Origin of the sequence: Paludisphaera rhizosphaerae, assembly GCF_011065895.1 — a bacterium.
GTDB lineage: Bacteria > Planctomycetota > Planctomycetia > Isosphaerales > Isosphaeraceae > Paludisphaera > Paludisphaera rhizosphaerae.
Window position 1 is genome coordinate 67,218 of record NZ_JAALCR010000019.1, and the last position, 18,157, is coordinate 85,374.

The 18,157-nt window shown below is 65.6% G+C and carries 14 protein-coding genes; 5 read left to right on the top strand and 9 right to left on the bottom strand.

The features are described from left to right. Window positions 1-9: 9 nt before the first annotated feature. The 3 genes from G5C50_RS22395 to G5C50_RS22405 all read right to left on the bottom strand — a co-directional run bounded on the left by G5C50_RS22395 (window position 10) and on the right by G5C50_RS22405 (window position 3,421). A complete protein-coding gene (locus tag G5C50_RS22395; RefSeq protein ID WP_165073146.1) occupies window positions 10-1,311 on the bottom strand; it encodes a hypothetical protein in 1,302 nt (433 codons plus the stop codon). Window positions 1,312-1,382: 71 nt separating this feature from the next. Next, window positions 1,383-2,648, bottom strand: coding sequence for an ATP-binding cassette domain-containing protein (locus G5C50_RS22400; protein ID WP_165073147.1), 1,266 nt, complete (start codon window positions 2,646-2,648; stop codon window positions 1,383-1,385). Window positions 2,649-2,851: 203 nt separating this feature from the next. Beyond that, complete coding sequence (locus tag G5C50_RS22405) at window positions 2,852-3,421, bottom strand: dihydrofolate reductase family protein (protein WP_165073149.1); 570 nt, start codon at window positions 3,419-3,421, stop codon at window positions 2,852-2,854. A 157-nt stretch (window positions 3,422-3,578) separates the two neighbouring features. On the opposite strand from G5C50_RS22405, the gene G5C50_RS22410 reads away from it, so the two are divergent. Further along, window positions 3,579-4,223 (top strand): hypothetical protein, encoded by a 645-nt coding sequence (locus G5C50_RS22410; RefSeq protein ID WP_206107804.1) that lies wholly within the window; start codon window positions 3,579-3,581, stop codon window positions 4,221-4,223. A 584-nt stretch (window positions 4,224-4,807) separates the two neighbouring features. Beyond that, entirely contained in the window at window positions 4,808-7,864 is a 3,057-nt protein-coding gene (locus G5C50_RS22415; RefSeq protein WP_240907316.1) for a PSD1 and planctomycete cytochrome C domain-containing protein, read from the top strand. A 3-nt stretch (window positions 7,865-7,867) separates the two neighbouring features. Here the strand turns inward: G5C50_RS22415 and G5C50_RS22420 are convergent, their stop codons facing one another. From G5C50_RS22420 to G5C50_RS22430, 3 genes are all read right to left on the bottom strand, one after another. After that, complete coding sequence (locus G5C50_RS22420) at window positions 7,868-8,761, bottom strand: DUF2442 domain-containing protein (protein WP_165073156.1); 894 nt, start codon at window positions 8,759-8,761, stop codon at window positions 7,868-7,870. After that, window positions 8,758-9,015: a DUF4160 domain-containing protein gene (locus tag G5C50_RS22425; RefSeq protein ID WP_165073158.1), complete on the bottom strand. Its 258-nt coding sequence runs from the start codon at window positions 9,013-9,015 to the stop codon at window positions 8,758-8,760. The genes G5C50_RS22420 and G5C50_RS22425 overlap by 4 nt, the downstream gene beginning before the upstream one ends. Before the next feature lie 157 nt (window positions 9,016-9,172). After that, complete coding sequence (locus G5C50_RS22430; protein ID WP_165073160.1) at window positions 9,173-9,673, bottom strand: DinB family protein; 501 nt, start codon at window positions 9,671-9,673, stop codon at window positions 9,173-9,175. A 213-nt stretch (window positions 9,674-9,886) separates the two neighbouring features. On the opposite strand from G5C50_RS22430, the gene G5C50_RS22435 reads away from it, so the two are divergent. After that, window positions 9,887-11,284: an MATE family efflux transporter gene (locus tag G5C50_RS22435; RefSeq protein WP_165073162.1), complete on the top strand. Its 1,398-nt coding sequence runs from the start codon at window positions 9,887-9,889 to the stop codon at window positions 11,282-11,284. A gap of 28 nt (window positions 11,285-11,312) precedes the next feature. On the opposite strand, the gene G5C50_RS22440 is transcribed toward G5C50_RS22435, so the two are convergent. Next, entirely contained in the window at window positions 11,313-11,948 is a 636-nt protein-coding gene (locus G5C50_RS22440) for a PEP-CTERM sorting domain-containing protein (RefSeq protein ID WP_165073164.1), read from the bottom strand. Window positions 11,949-12,047: 99 nt separating this feature from the next. Here G5C50_RS22440 and G5C50_RS22445 point away from each other — a divergent pair, with 99 nt between their 5' ends. Next, on the top strand, window positions 12,048-12,185 hold the full coding sequence (locus G5C50_RS22445; RefSeq protein ID WP_165073166.1) for a hypothetical protein: 138 nt from the start codon (window positions 12,048-12,050) through the stop codon (window positions 12,183-12,185). Between the two features lie 760 nt (window positions 12,186-12,945). On the opposite strand, the gene G5C50_RS22450 is transcribed toward G5C50_RS22445, so the two are convergent. Both G5C50_RS22450 and G5C50_RS22455 read right to left on the bottom strand, forming a co-directional pair. Next, the gene (locus tag G5C50_RS22450) at window positions 12,946-14,769 is read right to left on the bottom strand and encodes a phosphoenolpyruvate carboxykinase (GTP) (RefSeq protein WP_165073168.1); all 1,824 of its coding nucleotides are present in this window, start codon (window positions 14,767-14,769) and stop codon (window positions 12,946-12,948) included. Between the two features lie 212 nt (window positions 14,770-14,981). Further along, window positions 14,982-16,346 (bottom strand): hypothetical protein, encoded by a 1,365-nt coding sequence (locus G5C50_RS22455; RefSeq protein WP_165073170.1) that lies wholly within the window; start codon window positions 16,344-16,346, stop codon window positions 14,982-14,984. Window positions 16,347-16,702: 356 nt separating this feature from the next. Here G5C50_RS22455 and G5C50_RS22460 point away from each other — a divergent pair, with 356 nt between their 5' ends. Beyond that, on the top strand, window positions 16,703-18,124 hold the full coding sequence (locus G5C50_RS22460; RefSeq protein WP_206107806.1) for a UbiA family prenyltransferase: 1,422 nt from the start codon (window positions 16,703-16,705) through the stop codon (window positions 18,122-18,124). Window positions 18,125-18,157 lie beyond the last annotated feature (33 nt).

Sequence of the window (18,157 nt, forward strand, 5' to 3'; positions counted from 1 at the left end):
CGACCCTCATCACCTGGGCAACGCGTGCAGTCTCGTGTAGAGCCGAGTCAGCATCGGCGCGAACGCGAAAGTCAGGACGACCCCCACCACTTCGCCGAGGATGTAGAGATACCGCTCGTCCTGGCATTCTACTGAGAGCCGATCGGCGGCGACCAGACCCAGCCCCGTGGCCAGCTTCAGGCCCCAGAGCGGCAAGAGCGGGATCGCGCCGCCAAACAGTCCCATCGCGGTGTCGATGGCTGGCCCCGAGCGCCGGACCCGCGTTGCCAGGATGACGAACGGAACCGTAGCCGCGAAGGCGAAGAGGTAGATCGGGCTGTCCACCGGCGTCTGAGACCCTGCCAGGAACGCCAAGTCACGCGAGATCAGGCCGGGGTTCACATCCCCGGCCAGGCTCAGTTCCTTGTTCCCGAACCAGCCGCTGGCGAACAGTTGCTTCAGCAGGACCAGGCCTCCCACGACGGCGACGAAATAGGAGCGGGGCCGCGTCGGCACCGCGCGCAGAATATACAACGCCTGGGCCAGGCAGGTCACGGCGAAGACGAACGCTACCCAGTAGTCGGCGCTACGAGTCGGGTATTTGTATTTATGGAGATTAAAGTACTTCGTGAGTAGTTCCAGATTCCTGCTTGCCTGTTCCGGCTTGCCGACACGTCGGTAGTCGAGCAACGGTGTGGTGAAAACTTTATCCGAGTTCGGATACGGCCCGGTCGAGTATTTCTTGAGGAAAAACAGAAGGAGCAAACCCGCGTCTCGTTGGCCCGGTTTCGAGACGCCGGCAGGGGTATGATCGCGCTCGACCCTGTCTAGGTGCTTTTCCGCTGCGGCGACGATCCGACTCTGAGCCTCCTCGGGCGAAGCAAGTGTAGAATTCTGCTTCAAATAACCATTATTGTAGTCGACTTCGTCATGTATAGCTAGATTCATCCAAGCCATTCTATTCGAATTATTAGCTGCCGCGTTGATTATATTCGAGTCCTCCAGGAATGTATCCCTGTTGACCGCGCGGGTAATCTTACACTCCAGGAGGTTGCTGATCACCATGGGAGGCAGTAACAGAGCCGTCAGGCAAGCGAAGTAGGCCGGGAGGATGCGCCAATCGCAGGCGCGGCGGTACCAGGGGAGGCGGTTGAAGACGCGGACCTGGAGGTAGATCCAACCGACGGCCATCGGGGAGGCGACTACGAAGAAGGTCTGTAGGGCGCGGTCGGTGTCGAGAACAGCCGACGGGCCGACCGGGTAGGCGGTTACGCCCAGGAGGCTCAGGAGCAGGACGATTAGGCTGAAGGCCGCGAGATAGTGGACCCGCATCAACCATAGTTCGGGATGATTTTTGAGCAAGTGAGCATCTATTCGGTGCCAGGTACTTAGGAGGCGACTCATCACAGGGTATCCTCCTCGGTCGTTAAGAATCTCCGAGTCGAGCGGGTCAGGTCCCGGAAGGCGCGGATCGCGACCCCATTGTCCAGCAGCCAGCGGAGCAGGTCCTTGCCTTCGACCTTCGACGGCGTCTGGATGACGAGGCTCCCCGCGAGCCGCTCGACGTTGAGGACGATCGAGTCGGGGGGATCGGAGAGGAGTTCCACGGCCGGGTTGGCGGGGATCAGCTCGAAGCGGTTGCGCTTGCCGGCCAGATCGTCGGCCCGGCCAGCGAACACGGCCTGGCCGTCGCGGAAGAAGAGAAGGCGGTCGACGATCGGCTCGACCTCGTCGACGTGCTGCGAGCTGATCAGGACCGCAAGCGGTACCGTTTCCGACGAGGCGAACGCACGCAGGTCGCGTAGGAACCCTTGCATCGACACGATGTCCAAGTGGGCCAGCGGTTCGTCGAGTATCAGCAGTCGTGGCCTTCGGACCAGCGCCCGAGCCAGCTCGAAGCGAATCCGGAACCCCCCGGAGATCTCGTCCCAGCGATAATCCGCGTAGCGCCGGAGTCCCAGCCGTTCCAGGACCAAATTCACCTGGATCTGGTTGGTCTCGCCCTTGAGGCCATGCTCCGATGCGGTCAGGTGGAGGTTGTCCGCCAATTTGCCGTACCAGCGCGGAGGATACTGGGGGATATAGGCGATTTGATCCCGGATCGCCGACCAGTCCAACCCTCCGGAGTCGAGGGCCGGGTACGCGATCACCCCCTTGTCCACGGCGAGCTCGCCAGCGACGATCCGCAAGAGAGTCGTCTTGCCGCTCCCGTTGACGCCGAGCAGGCCGGTTATCTCCCGCGTGTTCAACTCAAGGTCGATCCCGGCGAGCCGGAAACCGCGATAAGTCTTGGTCAGGCCGACGCCCCGGAAGACGGGCTTCGCTGCCGACGACGATCCGATCGGCTCTTGAGGCAGGAAAGCCTCGGGCCTGAACTCATCGCGGATCTCGTCGCGAAGTCCGAGGATGCCCATGAACAGGTTCTTCCATCGCACCTCATAATCATTCCGGGTGATGCTATCTTGCCGATGCTCCTGCTGCAGCTCCTTCGCAGCGCGCGAGAAGAAGATGGCCCTGTGTGCGTGCTTGCGGTCGAGCGAGAATTCCTTGGCGAAGTCGAGCAGCCGGTCCGCTATGTGTTTGAGATCGTGCCTAGGGTCCACGAGCAGGTGCTCGAGTTGCTCCGTCCTCTTGTCGATCTCGGCGTTGAGGTCTTCTACGGTCACCATACGCCGTCCCCCGCCGACCGCGAAGAGGTCGCCTTTTCATCCTTCTTGGTCTATCGCCCGATCCGGGCCTCGGGCTTGAGCCGAACGGCGAAAGGAAAGGTTTGATCGGGTCGCACAAGAATGTTTAAGTTCAGTATCTCGCTTTGTGGCCGAGGTGATTCGCGCCGATATGAGAATGGACTGCTGTCAGACGACAACTCGGGCTAACAGGCCGATGGCTGCCTTCTCGGCTCGTATCGCATGGCCACGGCTCCTGAACCGAGTTCCAGCCGGTCCACGAGTTTCAGGTCGACGTACTTCGCCAGGCCCGCGAACAGGGTCGGCCCGTGGCCCACGATTATGGGGTGCACGACGAACTCGTACTCATCGATCAGGTCCATCTCCGCCAACGCCATCGGGAGCTGCACGCCTCCCACGAACAGTCCCCTGCCTGGCTGTTGCTTGAGCTGCTGAACGGCCTTTTCCAGGTCTCCGCGGACGATTTCCGCGTTCCAATCGACCCGGTCCAGGGTGCTCGTCACCACGTACTTCTTCGCCGCGTCGATCGTCCGGGCGAAGGGGGCCATCCAGTCGGGTCTCGCTTCCGCCTCCACACCCGGCTGCGGCCGAAACGCCGCCTCCATCATCTGGTAGATCACCCGGCCGAAGAGGAGGGCGTCGGCCCTCTCGAGGTTCTCGACCGCGTGACGATGCAATTCCTCGTCGGGTCCGATCGTCCGATGATCGCAGCACCCGTCCAGGGTGACGTTGATGGAATACCGAAGCGGTTGCATCACGTGTGAATTCCGATCGCCAGAGGAATGACCCACCTCAAAGCCGAGCGGGCCTGACCTTTCGCCCGGCCAGCCCCGCGTCCGTGGCCTATTCTCCAACAGAGGCGTCAGGCGGTCACGGGAATATCCGCATGACTGTGTGACGTCCGCAGGAGCCATGCCACCCATGTCGAACCGTCGTACGTCCCGTTTCACCCTGAGCGTTGAGGACATCGAGCCTCGAATATGCCCGAGCAGCGGCTTCTTCGGGAATGTCTTCGACATCATGAAGGTGTTCCAGCAAATCGGGGAGCAGCAAAGAGCGACGGTCCGCGAATCGCGCGAGCTGACGCGGGAAGCTCAGCACGAGGCGATACAGGCGGAAGCCGCCAAGATCCGGGAAGCCGCAAACGTCGCGTTCGCGACGGGGATCTCCCAGGGAGCCGTGTCGATCGCCAGCGGGGCGGTCTCCGTGGGCTCAAGCCAGGCCAAGATTTCAGCCCTCGGGGAGGCCGGCAAGCTGACGCCCGAGGGTCGGACGGTTGGAGTGACGGGCCAGACCGGGAGCCTGGCTCAGATTCTCGGGGGGATCGGCCAGCTGGGACACAGTGCTTTGCTTGCCATCAGCGACGCCCACCTGGCGGAACAAAAGGTTCTGCTCGCCGAGGCTCGCGAGCGCCAGGCGAACCAGGCGCAATCCTTCGACAAGGAAATGGCGGAGTTGCAGCAGCAGATGGCCGCGACAATGCAGAAGATCCAGGAACAGTTGGCACGAATGCAGGAGGCCCAGGCGCAAATCATCGCGAACCTCAGGCGAGTTTGAACGGCCCCGGGCTTGAGCGAGGACTGCGATTGGCCCCTGCGGTCGAGCTCGGCTGTCTGACGGATCGAGGAGATGCGCCGGTTGGTGCGGGGGAGAACCCGGAAACCACGCCGGCTGGGTCGGAATGGTCGTCGAGCGTGCGGCTCCAGGGACCATGATATCCCTAGAGAACAGTGGAGATCGGGCGCGGCGGATACGGCGGACAAGGCGGCGAGACGAGAGTAAAGCGATCGAACGAAGCCGCCTGGTTGGCGCGTCGACTGCAGCGTAACGTTCTTTGGCAATTCGGTTTACGCGTTCGATTGGGTCCGGTTTCGCGGGGCGAACCAACCCAATCGAAGCCGCCGACGTTTCCATCCTCACGGGTTATCCCAACTCGCGATGTGTGGCGTGCGCCATCCGTGTCGGATCGCCTTTTGTGTTCTGGGGAGAACGGTCTGGGGAACAGGTCGGGCATGACTTCCGGAGGCTCTTTCGCGTAGGATGACAGGTATCCAGTCGGGCGAGAGTCAGGTCAGGGGAGAGACGCCGTGAGCCGATGCTTCGGTCTCAAATTCGGATGTGCGTGGATCTTGGCTCTGGCCGTGACGACAGCGACGCGCGGCGACGATCCCGTCAAGCTGCCGGCGCCGGCTTCGCGGACGGTCGATTTCGGCCGCGACGTCGCCCCGCTCCTGGAGAACCGGTGCTACTCCTGCCACGGCCCCAAGAAGCAGAAGGCAGGGCTCGCTCTGCACGAGCAGGCCAAGGCGATGACCGGCGGCGACGGCGGGCCGGTGATCGTCCCCAGCAAGTCGGCCGAGAGCCCTTTGATCCTGGCCGTGGCGCGGGTCGAGGAAGACTCGGCCATGCCCCCGGAAGGCGTCGGCGATCCGCTGACCGCCGAGGAGGTCGGCGTCCTCCGCGCCTGGATCGACCAGGGGGCGAAGTGGGCCGGCGGCGGTCCGGTGAAGGCCGCGGCCCCCGACCACTGGTCGTTCATCCCCCCGAAGTCCCCGCGCGTCCCCGACGTCAAGCTCGCCGACTGGGCCCGGAACCCGATCGACCGCTTCGTCCTGGCCCGGCTGGAGAAGGAAGGGCTGAAGCCCTCGCCCGAGGCCGACCGCCGCACCCTGATCCGCCGAGTTAGCCTGGATCTCGTCGGTCTGCCGCCAACCCCCGCGGAAGTCGACGCTTTCCTCGCCGACACCCGCTCCGACGCCTATGAGCGCCTGATCGACCGCCTGCTGGATTCGCCCCGACACGGCGAGCAATGGGGCCGCCACTGGCTCGACCGCGCCCGATTCGCCGACACCAACGGCTATGAGAAGGACCGCGAACGCTCCATCTGGCCCTATCGCGACTGGGTCGTCCGCGCCATCAACGCCGACATGCCCTTCGACCGCTTCACCGTCGAGCAGATCGCCGGCGACCTTCTTCCGAACCCGACGCCCGACCAGATCACGGCCACGGGATTTCATCGCAACACGATGATCAACGAGGAAGGGGGCATCGACGTCGAGGAGTTCCGGTTCGCCGCCGTCGTCGACCGGATCGCCACCACCGGGGCCACCTGGCTCGGCCTCACGATCCAGTGCGCCCAGTGCCACACCCATAAGTACGACCCGATCACCCAGCGCGAGTATTACCAGCTCTTCGCCTTCCTCAACAACGCCGACGAGCCCGAGGTCGACGTCCCCAACCCGGACATCGCCGCCCGTCGCGAGGCCGTCGAGACGAAGGCCCGCGAGATGGAGGACGCTCTCGCCTCCCGGTATCCCGCCGAGGGCCCGGACTCGCTCCATGCGAAGCTGGCCGCCTGGGAGAAGACGATCCACCCCGCATCCTGGACGATCGTCCCGCCGGAGAAGGTCGTCTCCAAGAAGCACGCCACGATGACCGTCCTGCCCGACGGTTCCGTCCTGGCGACGGGCGACAAGCCGAACAACGACGTGTACGACGTGGACCTGAAGGTGGACGGCAAGGCGTCGGCGATCCGGCTGGAAGTCCTCCCCGACCCCAGCCTCCCCGAAGGCGGCCCCGGCCGCGCTCCCCTGTTCCGCGTCGGCGACTTCCTGCTGACCGAGGTCGTGGCGACGGCTCGTCCCGAGGGCTCGACCGAGGCGCCCCGGAAGCTGAAGTTCGCCCAGGTCACCCAGGACTTCGCCGCCAAGGGTTATGAAGCGGCGAAGGCGATCGACGGCGTGACCGACACCGGCTGGAGCGTCAACGGCGGCGTCGGCCGGGCGCACGCGGCGGTCTTCGAGCTGGCCGAGGAGATCGACGGCCCGACCGAGCTGCACGTCACGCTCCACCAGGAGTTCATCCACCAGACGACCATCGGCCGGTTCCGCCTCTCCGTCGCCCCCGGCCCCCGGCCGGTCGTCGCCAGCGGCCTGCCGGCGGAGGTCGAGGAGACCCTGACGCTCGACGCCGCGAAGCGATCGCCCGAACAGGTGAAAGCGCTCACGAAGTATTATCTGTCGATCGCCCCCGAGACGGCCGAGGCCCGCAAGCCGATCGCCGCCCTGCGGGCGACGGAGCCGAAGTTCGCGACGACGATGGTGATGCAGGAGCGCGACCCCGCCCACGCGAGGACGACCCGCATCCACAAGCGGGGCGAGTTCCTCAAGCCGACGGACCCCGTCGAGCCCGGCGTGCCGGCCGTGCTCCACCCGCTCCCCCAGGGCGCGCCGGCGAACCGGCTGACGTTCGCCCGCTGGCTGGTCGCGCCGGGGAATCCACTGGTCGGCCGCGTGGTGATGAACCAGTTCTGGCAGACCTACTTCGGCCGCGGCCTGGTCACCACGCCCGAGGACTTCGGCCTCCAGGGGAGCAAGCCCTCGCATCCGGAGCTGCTCGACTGGCTGGCGACGGAGTTCCCCCGCCGGGGCTGGAGCATGAAGGACATGCACCGGCTGATCGTCACCAGCGCGACGTATCGGCAGTCGAGCCTGGCCACGCCCGAGATGATCGCCCGCGACCCGAAGAACGACCTGCTGGCGCGCGGGCCTCGCTTCCGCGTCGGCGCCGAGACGATCCGCGACATCGCGCTGGACGCCGCCGGCCTGCTCGACGACCGCATCGGCGGCCGGAGCGTGAAGCCGCCCCAGCCCGACGGCGCGACCTCGCTGGCCTACGGCTCGGAGGCTTGGAAGCCCAGCGTCGGCGCCGACCGCTACCGCCGCGGCCTCTACACGTACCTGAAACGGACGGCCCCGTTCGCCGCGTTCATGACCATGGACGCCCCCAGCCCGGACGTCGCCTGCACGCGGAGGGAGCGGTCCAACACCCCGCTCCAGGCCCTCACCATGCTCAACGACGTCGTCTTCGTCGAGGCCGCTCAGGCCCTGGCGCGGCGGATCGTCCGCGAGGCCCCCTCGCCCTCGCCCGAGGCCCGGCTCGACCGCGCGTACCTCCTCGTCCTGGGCCGGCTCCCTCGCGACGAAGAGCGCTCGCGCGTGCTGGCCTACCAGGCCGAGCAACTCGGCCGCTTCCGCGAAGGACGCCTCGACGCTGCCAAGATGACCGGCGCGTCGAACGCAACCCCGCCCACGCCGGCCCTCGCCGCCCCCACCGGCGTCGACCTCCCCGACCTCGCCTCCTGGACGGCCGTCGCCCGCGTGATCCTGAACCTGGATGAGGCTGTGACCAAGGAGTGAAGTTCAACCCGTCTGCTGCGGCATCTCCCGGGCCAACGTCTCCATGTAGGCGTTCGGATCGAACCCGTGGGCCTTCGCCAGCGCGGCGAGGGCCTTGGCCGTTGCGGGGGCGGCACCGGTCTCGATGCGACGCAAGTGGCGGGCAGTGAGTCCGTCGATGTCCGATTGCGCGAGGCTCGCGGCTTCGCGAACGCGGCGGATCGCGGCTCCGTATCGCTTGTTGAAATCCGCGTTCCGCCTCTGCGCCTTGTGCAATTCGGCCGTGTCGACGACCTGAAGGAACTGGTCCCACCCCAGATGGACGTCCAGATCCGGCCAGTAGAGGAACGAGCCGTCCGGGTCCACCTCAAAGTTGCGGAGCGTCTCGAAGGCCTGATCACGCAGAGCGGAAACCGAGGAGATCGGAACCTCCAGCTTCCGCAGCCTCGGGCCGACGACGACGAGCGTGCGGCCGTCGAGGTAGGCGTCCACGATTACACCCCGAGATTCAGCCAGGCCGATGCGTTCGAGGAGTTCGATCAACTGCGGGGATTTCAGGTCGTTCACCTCCCGAATGTAGTACCGGGTCTTGGTCGTCATCCCAAGCTCCTGAACCCAACGGCCCAGTCGATCGGGCGGTGTGGAGGGCTCAGTAAGTAGGAGACGAGGCATCCCTGAGAGCCGCGATTTGATCTCTGGACCGGGCAAGACGATCTCGTCGTTGACGTGCGACAGGAGATAGCCTTGGACCTGTCGGGCCTTCAACTCGTCCGATGGGGATGCGATGGGCCAGGAGTCGGCCGTAGTGAATCGGCGCAGCGTCCCGTGCTTCCTCGCTGCTTTGCGGTAGGCGTCCAGGATTTCGGGCGAGGTCGTATAGAATCCCGCAATTCGTCGCTCTTTGGTCCTGGCGCTCATCGATTCACCTTCGCTTCCCACTCCGCCTGCAATTGAATTCTGTGGGCGGCGACCAACTCCGCGAGCCGTCGCAGCAATCTGGTCCCTGGCCTGTTTCCCCACTTCAATTCGAACATACGGGCCTCGCCTTCGGCGAAGTAAACCCTCATCTCCCACTCCCCGCGTCGCTTGACATGGAAATGCGGCGGGTCGTGGTCGTTCGAGTAGAACCAGCACTGCAAGCCGTCGATCTCGAAGCAGTCGACCTTGGACATGTTCAACCTGCCCGTCCCAGACGAATGCTAGTCCGCCGGCGGACATTTTTCAACGCTGTTTTGGGTTGAAAAATGTCCGCATGGAGAGGGGCTGGGTCTCATGAGATAGCGAGCTTGCCCCTTGGGAAGGTACTCCCGCCGTCGTCCGAGCCCTCGCTCACTCGTCGCCGGATGGGCCGTACATGCCTGGGACGGGGATGTCGTTGAGGCGGAGGTAGGCGCAGACGTGGGCGCGGTGGTGGATCAGGTGGTTCATGATGTAGACGCGCATCATTGTGGCGCGGGGCATGCTGAAGAACTCCTTCCCGCCCTGGGCGAGCGTCCAGGTCACGCCCATGTCCTCGTCCTTGGCCTGGGCGATCGCCTCGCGGGCGGCGGCCACGTTTCGGTCGAAGCACTCCACGATCTCCCGGGTCGTCTTGAACTCGGGAGACTTGTGCGGTTCGCCGTCGATCGGGGCGATGTCGAAGACCGTCTTCGTCAAGACCTCGACCGCCCAGCAAGGGATGTCGGCGATGTGGTTGGCGTTCCAGCCGATCGTGTTCGACTTCGGGTGCGACTTCCAGTCGAGCTTGTCGTCGGGGATCCGCTCCAGCACCTTGCGGGTGCTGGCCATCTCCTGATCGAACTCGGGCAGAAGCGTTTCCGCGTAGCTCATGACGAATCCCCTGAACGGAAGGAGTGGGAGTTTCGAGGGATTGAAGCCTGGATTCGATCGGTTGTCAACGCCTGTCCACTGAATATTTGAACAGAATTTGTGATCGCTGGATGAAGCCGATCCGTTCCGTCTTGCCGACACGGGGGCGAACCTGCCAGGGTGGTGGGGCGTCGGTACGACGGTGAATCCCGGAATCGATTGTGGAACGGAAGCATGGATCGTCTCCAGAAGGACCTGTTGCGGCAGGGTGTTCGTGAGGAGCTGGGGCCGATGCTCCGGCTGGCGGGGCCGGTGGTCTCGGCCGAGCTGGGCTGGATGGCGATGGGGATCGTCGACACGATCTTCGTCGGCCGGCTGGGGGCGGAGGCCATCGGCGCGGTCAGCCTGGGGAATGCGCTCTACTTCGCGGTCGCCATCTTCGGGATGGGGCTTTTGCTGGGGCTCGACGCCCTGGTCTCGCAGGCGTACGGGGCCGGCGACCTCCACGAGTGCCACGACTGGCTCGTGCAGGGGCTCTACCTCGGCCTGGTCGTCTGCCCGGCGTCGATGGCCCTCCTGTGGTGGGTCGATTCGGTGTCGGACCGGATGGGGTTCAATCCCGAGGTTCTGGCGCAGGCCCGGCCGTTCCTGCGGGCCTCGATGTGGGGGACTCCCGCCCTGTTCACCTACGCGGCCTTCCGGCGCTACTTGCAGGGGATGGGCTTGGTGAAGCCGGTGATGGCCGCCCTGATCTCGGCGAACCTCGTCAACGCGCTGATGGACTGGATCCTCATCTACGGCCATCTCGGCGCGCCGGAGATGGGCGTGGCGGGCTCGGGCTGGGCGACGATGATCTCGCGCTGCTACATGGCCTCGTTCCTGGTCGTCTATGCGATCGGGCGCGACCTGCGGACGGGCCGGGGGCTGATCCGGACGAGCCTGGCGCCGAGGCTCGCGGCGATCCGCCGGCTGTTCTCCATCGGCCTGCCGGCGGCGACGCACATCCTGCTGGAGGTCGGCGTCTTCGCGCTGGCGACGATGCTGGCGGGGCGGCTCGACGCCGCGTCGCTGGCGGCGCATCACGTCGTGCTGGACGTGGCGAGCGTGACGTTCATGATCCCCCTGGGCCTGGCGACCGCCGGCGCGATCCGCGTCGGCCAGGCGATCGGCCGGGGCGAGCCGGCGGCGGCCTCGCGCGCCGGCTGGACGGCCCTGCTCCTGGGCGCGAGCTTCATGGCGACGTCCGGGCTGGTCATGGCGATCATCCCCGGCCCGCTCTCGACGCTGTTCACCGACGACGCGCGGGTGGTCGCGCTGGCCTCGCGGCTGATGCTGCTGGCGGCGGCCTTCCAGCTCTTCGACGGCCTCCAGGGGGTCGCCACCGGCGCGCTCCGGGGGGCCGGCGACACCCGCACGGCCATGATCTGCACGCTCTGCTGCTACTGGGCCGTCGGCCTGCCCGTGGGCTGGTCGCTGGCCTTCCGCGACGACCGGGGCGTCTTCGGCCTCTGGATCGGCCTGACCCTGGGCCTGTTCATCGCCGGCGTCGTCCTGCTCTGGGCCTGGAGCCGACGTGCCGCCGCCCTGGCGCGCGGGGAGTTCTCCCTGGCCGGGGCCGGCGTGGGGCACTGAACGCAGCAACGTTGGAGGGGGCTGATTCTCAGGCCGAGCGCCGGAGCCGCAAGGCCGCGGCCCCGCCGGCGATCAGGGCGACCAGCCAGGTACTCGGCTCGGGCGTCGCGATCGGCGTGAAGGAGGTGATCGTCCCGGTGCCGTTGTAGAACTGGCCGTCGGCGTCGTAGCGCAGGGTGGCGGTCGAGGTGCCAGGCTCGAAATTGAGCGTCCTCAGATCGGCAAGGTCCTGCGACGACGAGGGGGTGTACGACATGATGGCGAAGTTCGCCCCCCCCAGGGCCGGGAGATTGAGCGCCACCGACCCGAGGAACATGATCTCGTCCTGGCGCGGCCCCGTGGGATCCGACAACCATGTGGGCGACACACCTACGTACATGTTGTGCATGGCGGATCTGGGGTCCTGGCTCAACATCTCGATGGTATGGCCGCCGGCGTTCAGGGTCATGTCGGCGTACTGACTGACTCGGGCCCAGGTATTCCCGGTCGAGATGTATTCCGTCGGCTTTGAATTGAAAGTGACCGTGCCGCGGAACTCCCGCGAGCCGTTGAAGGGGTTGTTCAACGTCCCGGTGAAGGAGTAGGAGATCGGGCTGGCGGCGGCGGGGCTGGCGGCGAGAAGCAGGAGCGCGAACGTGACGGCCAGCGCGAGGTGGCTCCTCATGGTGGAATCCTTTCCGGCGTGTGTGGCTGCGAAGCCTTAACCTCCCATCGATGAGGGAATTAGAACCTCGTCGTGTTAATCCGACAAGGTTGATCGGTCGTGGGATGCCGTGGTGAGTTGCTCACGCTGGCTTCGCGACTGGCGGCGGTTTCGCATTTCGACCGGGCGTGCGACGTCGCATTCCTCTGGCGGGTGAGCCTGGAACGGGACGGCGGGGGCGTGGAACGTCGGTTGTAATCCGGATTCGAGGATCAACTCTTACCGCCGACGGACAAGTTTCCGGCTTTCCTCCTCGCGCCAGGGACATCCGGAGCCCCTAGTTCGGTAGAGGGTGTTCTCTGGCAATCCGGCGGTCGGTCCTGGGGCGGCGAAGCTTCGTCCTCGCTCGACACCGATAGCACACGACGGAAGCTATTTCTAGATTGACGGTTATGGTCGGGTGCCATGGCCACGCTTGCGTGGCCATGCGATCGGCGACGGTCATGCAACCGTCCCCTGCCGGTTCATGGCCACGCAAGCGTGGCCATGGCACCCAGCGACACGTGGTTGTCGGCTGAGTAGGAAAAGCCGAGACAGGCCACCGATGGACACGGATGAACACAGATGGGAGCCAGGGAGAGAAGGAGGGCAAGCATCCCTGAGGATCTCTTCCTCCCTTATCTGCGTCCATCCGAGTTCATCTGTGGCCGTTTTCCCGCCTGGAGTCACGGGTTGTGCGAATGCCCCGCGGATTCTCGAGAGCGACATCGAGATCCCTTGCGGACGGACTCGATGTCGCGTGGTTGCCCCCGCCGGTCCATGGCCACGCAAGCGTGGCCATGGCACCCGGAGTTGTCTTTTGCTCGGTGGAGTTGAGCGAAGAGCGCCGCGAATTTGACCGAACGAAGCCGTTGGCCGGGCAGGATTTTGGGTGTCTATGTCCTTGTCTTGAAATCGGTTGCGTCAGGTGGGTTCGCACGTCGTCGGGCGCGAGGGAAGCCAATCGAAGCCGGGCGTCTTAGAGGCGGCAGATTTGCAGCTCGCGTTCGTAGACGGTCTCGGGCGGCAGGCGGTCGTGCAGCTCGATGAGCAGTTCCTCGTGGCCCAGCAGCTCGGTCTTCCAGGCGGTGCGGTCGACGTACTGGAGTTGGTCGAACTTCTCCCTGGGGAAGTCGAGGCCGTTCCAGTCGATGTCCTCGTAATGGGGGACCCAGCCGATCGGGGTTTCCTTGCCCACGGCGCGGCCGCGGACGCGGTCGATGATCCAGCGGAGGACGCGCATGTTCTCGCCGAAGCCGGGCCAGATGAAGCCCCCCTGCTCGTCCTTGCGAAACCAGTTGACGTGGAAGATGCGGGGGGTCTCGGAGAAGTCGCGCTGCATGCGGATCCAGTGGCGGAAGTATTCCCCCATGTGGTAGCCGCAGAAGGGGAGCATGGCCATGGGGTCGCGACGCACCTTGCCGACCTCGCCGACGGCCGCGGCCGTCTTCTCGGAACTCATCGTGGCGCCGACGTAGACGCCGGCGCTCCAGTTGAAGGCCTGGTAGACGAGCGGGATGGTGGTCGCTCGACGGCCGCCGAAGATGATGGCGCTGATGGGGACGCCGGCCGGGTCTTCCCAGGCCGGGTCGATCGTCGGGCACTGCGAGGCCGGCGCGGTGAACCGCGAGTTCGGGTGCGCTGCCTTGGCTCCGGTCTCGCGGGCGATCTCGGGCGTCCAGGGGTTGCCCCGCCAGTCGGTGCATTCGGCGGGGGGCTCGTCGGTCATCCCCTCCCACCAGACGCCCCCCTCGGGGGTCAGGGCGACGTTCGTGAAGATCGTGTTCCGCGCGAGCGAGGCCATCGCGTTGGGGTTGGTCTTCTTGGACGTCCCCGGCGCCACGCCGAAGAAGCCGGCCTCGGGGTTGATCGCCCGCAGCCGGCCGCTGGAGTCGGGCTTCAGCCAGGCGATGTCGTCGCCGACCGTCCAGACCTTCCAGCCCTCGAACCCCTTCGGCGGCACCAACATCGCGAAGTTGGTCTTGCCGCAGGCGGACGGGAAGGCGGCCGCGACGTACGTCTTCTCCCCCCTGGGGTCCTCGATGCCGAGGATCAGCATGTGCTCGGCCATCCAGCCCTCGTCACGCGCCATGTTCGACGCGATCCGAAGCGCGAAGCACTTCTTGCCCAGCAGCGCGTTGCCGCCGTAGCCGGAGCCGTAAGACCAGATCTCGCGGGTCTCGGGGAAGTGGACGATGTACTTCTCCGGGTTGCACGGCCAGGGGACGTCCTTCCTCCCCGGCGTCAGCGGCATCCCGACCGTGTGCATGCAGGGCACGACCCGTTTGTCTCCCTTGTCGATCTCGGCGATGACCGGCAGACCGATCCGGGCCATGATCCGCGTGTTCACGACGACGTAAGGCGAGTCGGTCAACTGGACGCCGATCCGGGACATCGGCGAGCCGATCGGCCCCATGCTGAACGGGAGGACGTACATCGTCCGCCCGCGCATCGAGCCGTCGAACAGGGTCTTGAGCCGCCGCTTCATCGCGAACGGCTCTTCCCAGTTGTTCGTCGGCCCGGCGGCGTCTCGCGAGTAAGAGCAGATGAAGGTCCGGTCCTCCACCCGCGCCACGTCGTCGGGGGCCGACCGCGCGTAATAGCAGCCCGGCCAGAGGTCCTGGTTAAGCCGGATCAGCGAGCCCGACGCGACCATCTGATCGCAGAGCGCGTCGTACTCCTGCTGCGAGCCGTCGACCCAGTGGATGGCGTCTGGCTTGGTGAGCCTCGCCATTTTCTCGACCCATCGCAGAAGGTGGACGTTCTTGCTGAGAGGGGCGGACGGGTCGCGATCGAGAGCCATGCTGATGGTCCTTCGTCCCGAAGAAATGCGTCGCGCCGCTGACGACCGACGCCCGGCCGAAGCCGCGCGGGGCGGCGAAAAGGCTTCAGGGCGTGGTCCTGGGCTCGTCGGGGGACGCGGCGTTCCCACAGTCATGAGGATAACGCCCGGTCGCGTCGGCCGAAATCCGGAAAGCCTCGGATCACGGGAGCGTCACTCTCGATTCGGGATTATCAAGGCCGATCTTCAGGCTCAGTCCGACCGCCCTGCGAGGGGTCGTCCCCGGCCGGTGTCGTCGAGGTGCGACCCCTCGCCTCGGCCTCGTTCGCGCCTTCGAGTTGAGTCGGTTGCGCGAGGCGGTTGCAGAACTCGTCGAGTCGCAGCGGGCGGTCGATCACCTTGAGCCATTGCGTCGGTTGGTCCAGCGGCAGCTTCGCAGCCTCGGAGAGGCGGAGAACGTTGTTCCAGGAGCCGAACAGAATCGTCGCCGCCACGGCGCCCTGGACGAAGCCGGCCCGGTCGGCCTGGACGGCCAGGCCGGCCGTCAGCATGAGCAACGCCCAGAAGTGGAAGGCGTACAGGAACGTCTCATCGCCATAGATGAGATGCAAGACGACCTGAGCCGCCAAAACCATCCCAAGCATCAGCCGAAAACGAGCCGGCGCTGGTCCCCGCACCAGGGCCGCCAGCCCCGCCGCCAGGACGAGTAGCCAGGCGACGGCCGCCGCGACGGCCGGCCTTCCCGCGGCCAAAATCGAGGCTCCCTGGAACGAGAGAACCCGGAAGCCCGGCTCCTTCTCCACGGTGACTCCAAGAGGGGCGACGACGGGATGCACCAACTCGCCCGCCAGTGCGCCTCGGGGCGCAACCAGGTAGTCTGCTTCACCCCTCAGGATGGTTGGCTTCAAGAAGAAGGAAGGCATCCGAGTGAAGAGGGCCTTTTCCACGAACCAGCCTGCGATGGTGATCGCGGCCGTCGCGGCGACGATCGCCGCCGCCCTGTTGAGGGGCCTGTGGAACGCAGCCAGCGCGATTCCGGCCGACCAGTTCGTGATCGTGATTCCCAGGCTGAAGATCCCGGAGAGCAAGAACCAGAGGTCGCCGGCCGACCCTCGAGCCGCGGCCGCCGCCGTCGCAAAGCACGCCAGCAGCGAGAGCGCGCCCAGCAGGTAGGTTTCCGGAACCGTCGTCCAGAAGAGCAAGGAGGAACTCGACAGCGCAAGCAGGCAGACAAGGACTGCAGCGCGTCGCGGAGATCCCAGCAGGCGTTGGATTGTGTACAGAAGCGATACCGAGGCCGCGGCGGTCGCCGCGTTGCAGATCCAGATCGCCTGTAGCCGACTCGCCCCCAGGGCGACGAAGGCCCGGGCGACCGGCATGACCAACAGGCAGTAGAGGGGGTGGACCGTCAGCCGCCAGTGGACGCCTTCGGGATCAAGCGAGTCGCCGAGGACGCGGAAGCCGTCCGCTTCCAGCAACTGCCCCGTGATCCCCAATCGAGCGAGCGAGTCGCCGAAGACCGCGAGAATCAGTAGAAAGACCCCCACCGTCGCCCCGGCCATGACGGCGGCGAGCGCGAGATCAACGCGGTCCAACACGTCACCGGTTTTTATATGAGTTCGGTCAGCTTTTTTCAGCGTAAGCGGGGCCCTCGCGCGCATTCGCACCAAGTGCCGGCCTGCCGGGCTCTTCGACGTCGAAGCCATGCGGACTTCCTCGCGGTCGTTGGATTTGATCGACGTTCTGTGAGTCGCGATGCACGGAATCATCGCCGACCGGTCATGAAGACGCTCTAAAAGGTTTCCTAGGTCACGGTTCATAGGGGAGGCGTAGCCATATCGCCTAAGGTCGGCGGTGAAAAGTGTGGCTTAGGCTTGTTTCAAGGCGGGCGCGTCCGGCATAACTCGGGAGCTCGGCGGGGCCAGGCTCCTTTATTGAGCCGAAGGTTCGAAACATGACGATGCTTGCGACGGTCGTCGAACGTCCGCTTTGCGTGGACCTCGACGGCACTCTGATTGCGTCGGATATGCTCTGGGAATCGCTGTTCGACGTGGCGAAGAAGCGGCCGTCGGACCTGATGAAGCTGCCGACGTGGTTCGTCGACGGTCGGGCGATGCTCAAGCGGCGCCTTGCCGATCGGTCGGACGTCGATGTGACGCTCCTCCCCTACCGCGCCGACGTGCTCGAGTTCCTCCGACGGGAGCGGGCTCGGGGGAGGCGGGTCGTGCTTGCGACGGCCGCCGACGAGCGGATCGCCAACGAGATCGCCGAGCACCTTGAGGTCTTCGACGAGGTGATCGCCTCGGACGGCCAGCGGAACCTCAAGGGCCGGGCCAAGCGCGAGGTTCTGGAGGCTCGCTTCGGAGCCGGGGGGTTCGACTACATCGGCGACTCGACGTCGGACTGCGAGGTCTGGTCGTCCGCCGCGGACGCCCTCGTCGTTGGCGGTCGTCTCGTCAGGAGGTGCAGGGGGATTGTGAGAGAACCAGCGATGGTCTTCGAAACCCAGAGCAGGATTCGGCCGCTGATCCGGGCGATGCGGCCTCACCAGTGGGCCAAGAACGTCCTCCTGTTCGTCGTGCCGCTGGTCGCGCATGCCTTCGACGTTGCGACGTGGATGGCGGCGGCGGTCGCGTTCGTCTGCTTCAGCCTGACTGCCTCATCCGTCTACATTCTCAACGACCTGCTCGACCTGGAAGCTGATCGAAGGCACGTCCGGAAGCGGCTGCGGCCTTTCGCCAGCGGCGCGGCGTCGATCCCGGCCGGCGTCGCGGTCAGCCTCGCGTCGCTCGCCGCGGCCGCGGCGCTGGCCGCGACCCTCCCTCCCGCCTTCGGCGGGCTGCTGCTGCTTTACCTCGTCCTGACCACGCTCTATTCGACCGTCTTCAAGCGAAGGTTGATGATCGACGTGGTCTGCCTTGCAGGTCTTTACACTCTTCGGATCGTGGCCGGCGGCGCGGCCGTCTCCATCGTTCCGTCGCACTGGCTGCTCGCCTTTTCGATGTTCTTCTTTCTCAGCCTGGCCTTCGCCAAGCGATACTCCGAGCTGTCGCGCTGTCGCGTGGCGGGTCGGCTCCCCGGCCGAGGCTACGGGTTGGAAGACCTGGACCTGATCCGTTCGCTTGGGCCGACGAGTTCCTACGTCTGCGTTCTCGTGTTCGCGATGTACCTCAACAGCCCGGACGTTCACTCCCACTACCGCCGGCCCGAGATCCTCTGGCTCATGAGCCCAGTGCTTCTTTACTGGCTCTCCCGGCTTTGGTTTCTTGCGTGCCGCAAGCAACTCGACGAGGACCCCGTCCTGTTCGCGCTCCACGATCGGATCAGCCGCGTTTGCGGGGTGATCATGGCCATCCTCTTCGCCGCGGCGATCTGATCCTCGGCTCCTTCTTCCTTTCCCCTTGGGATT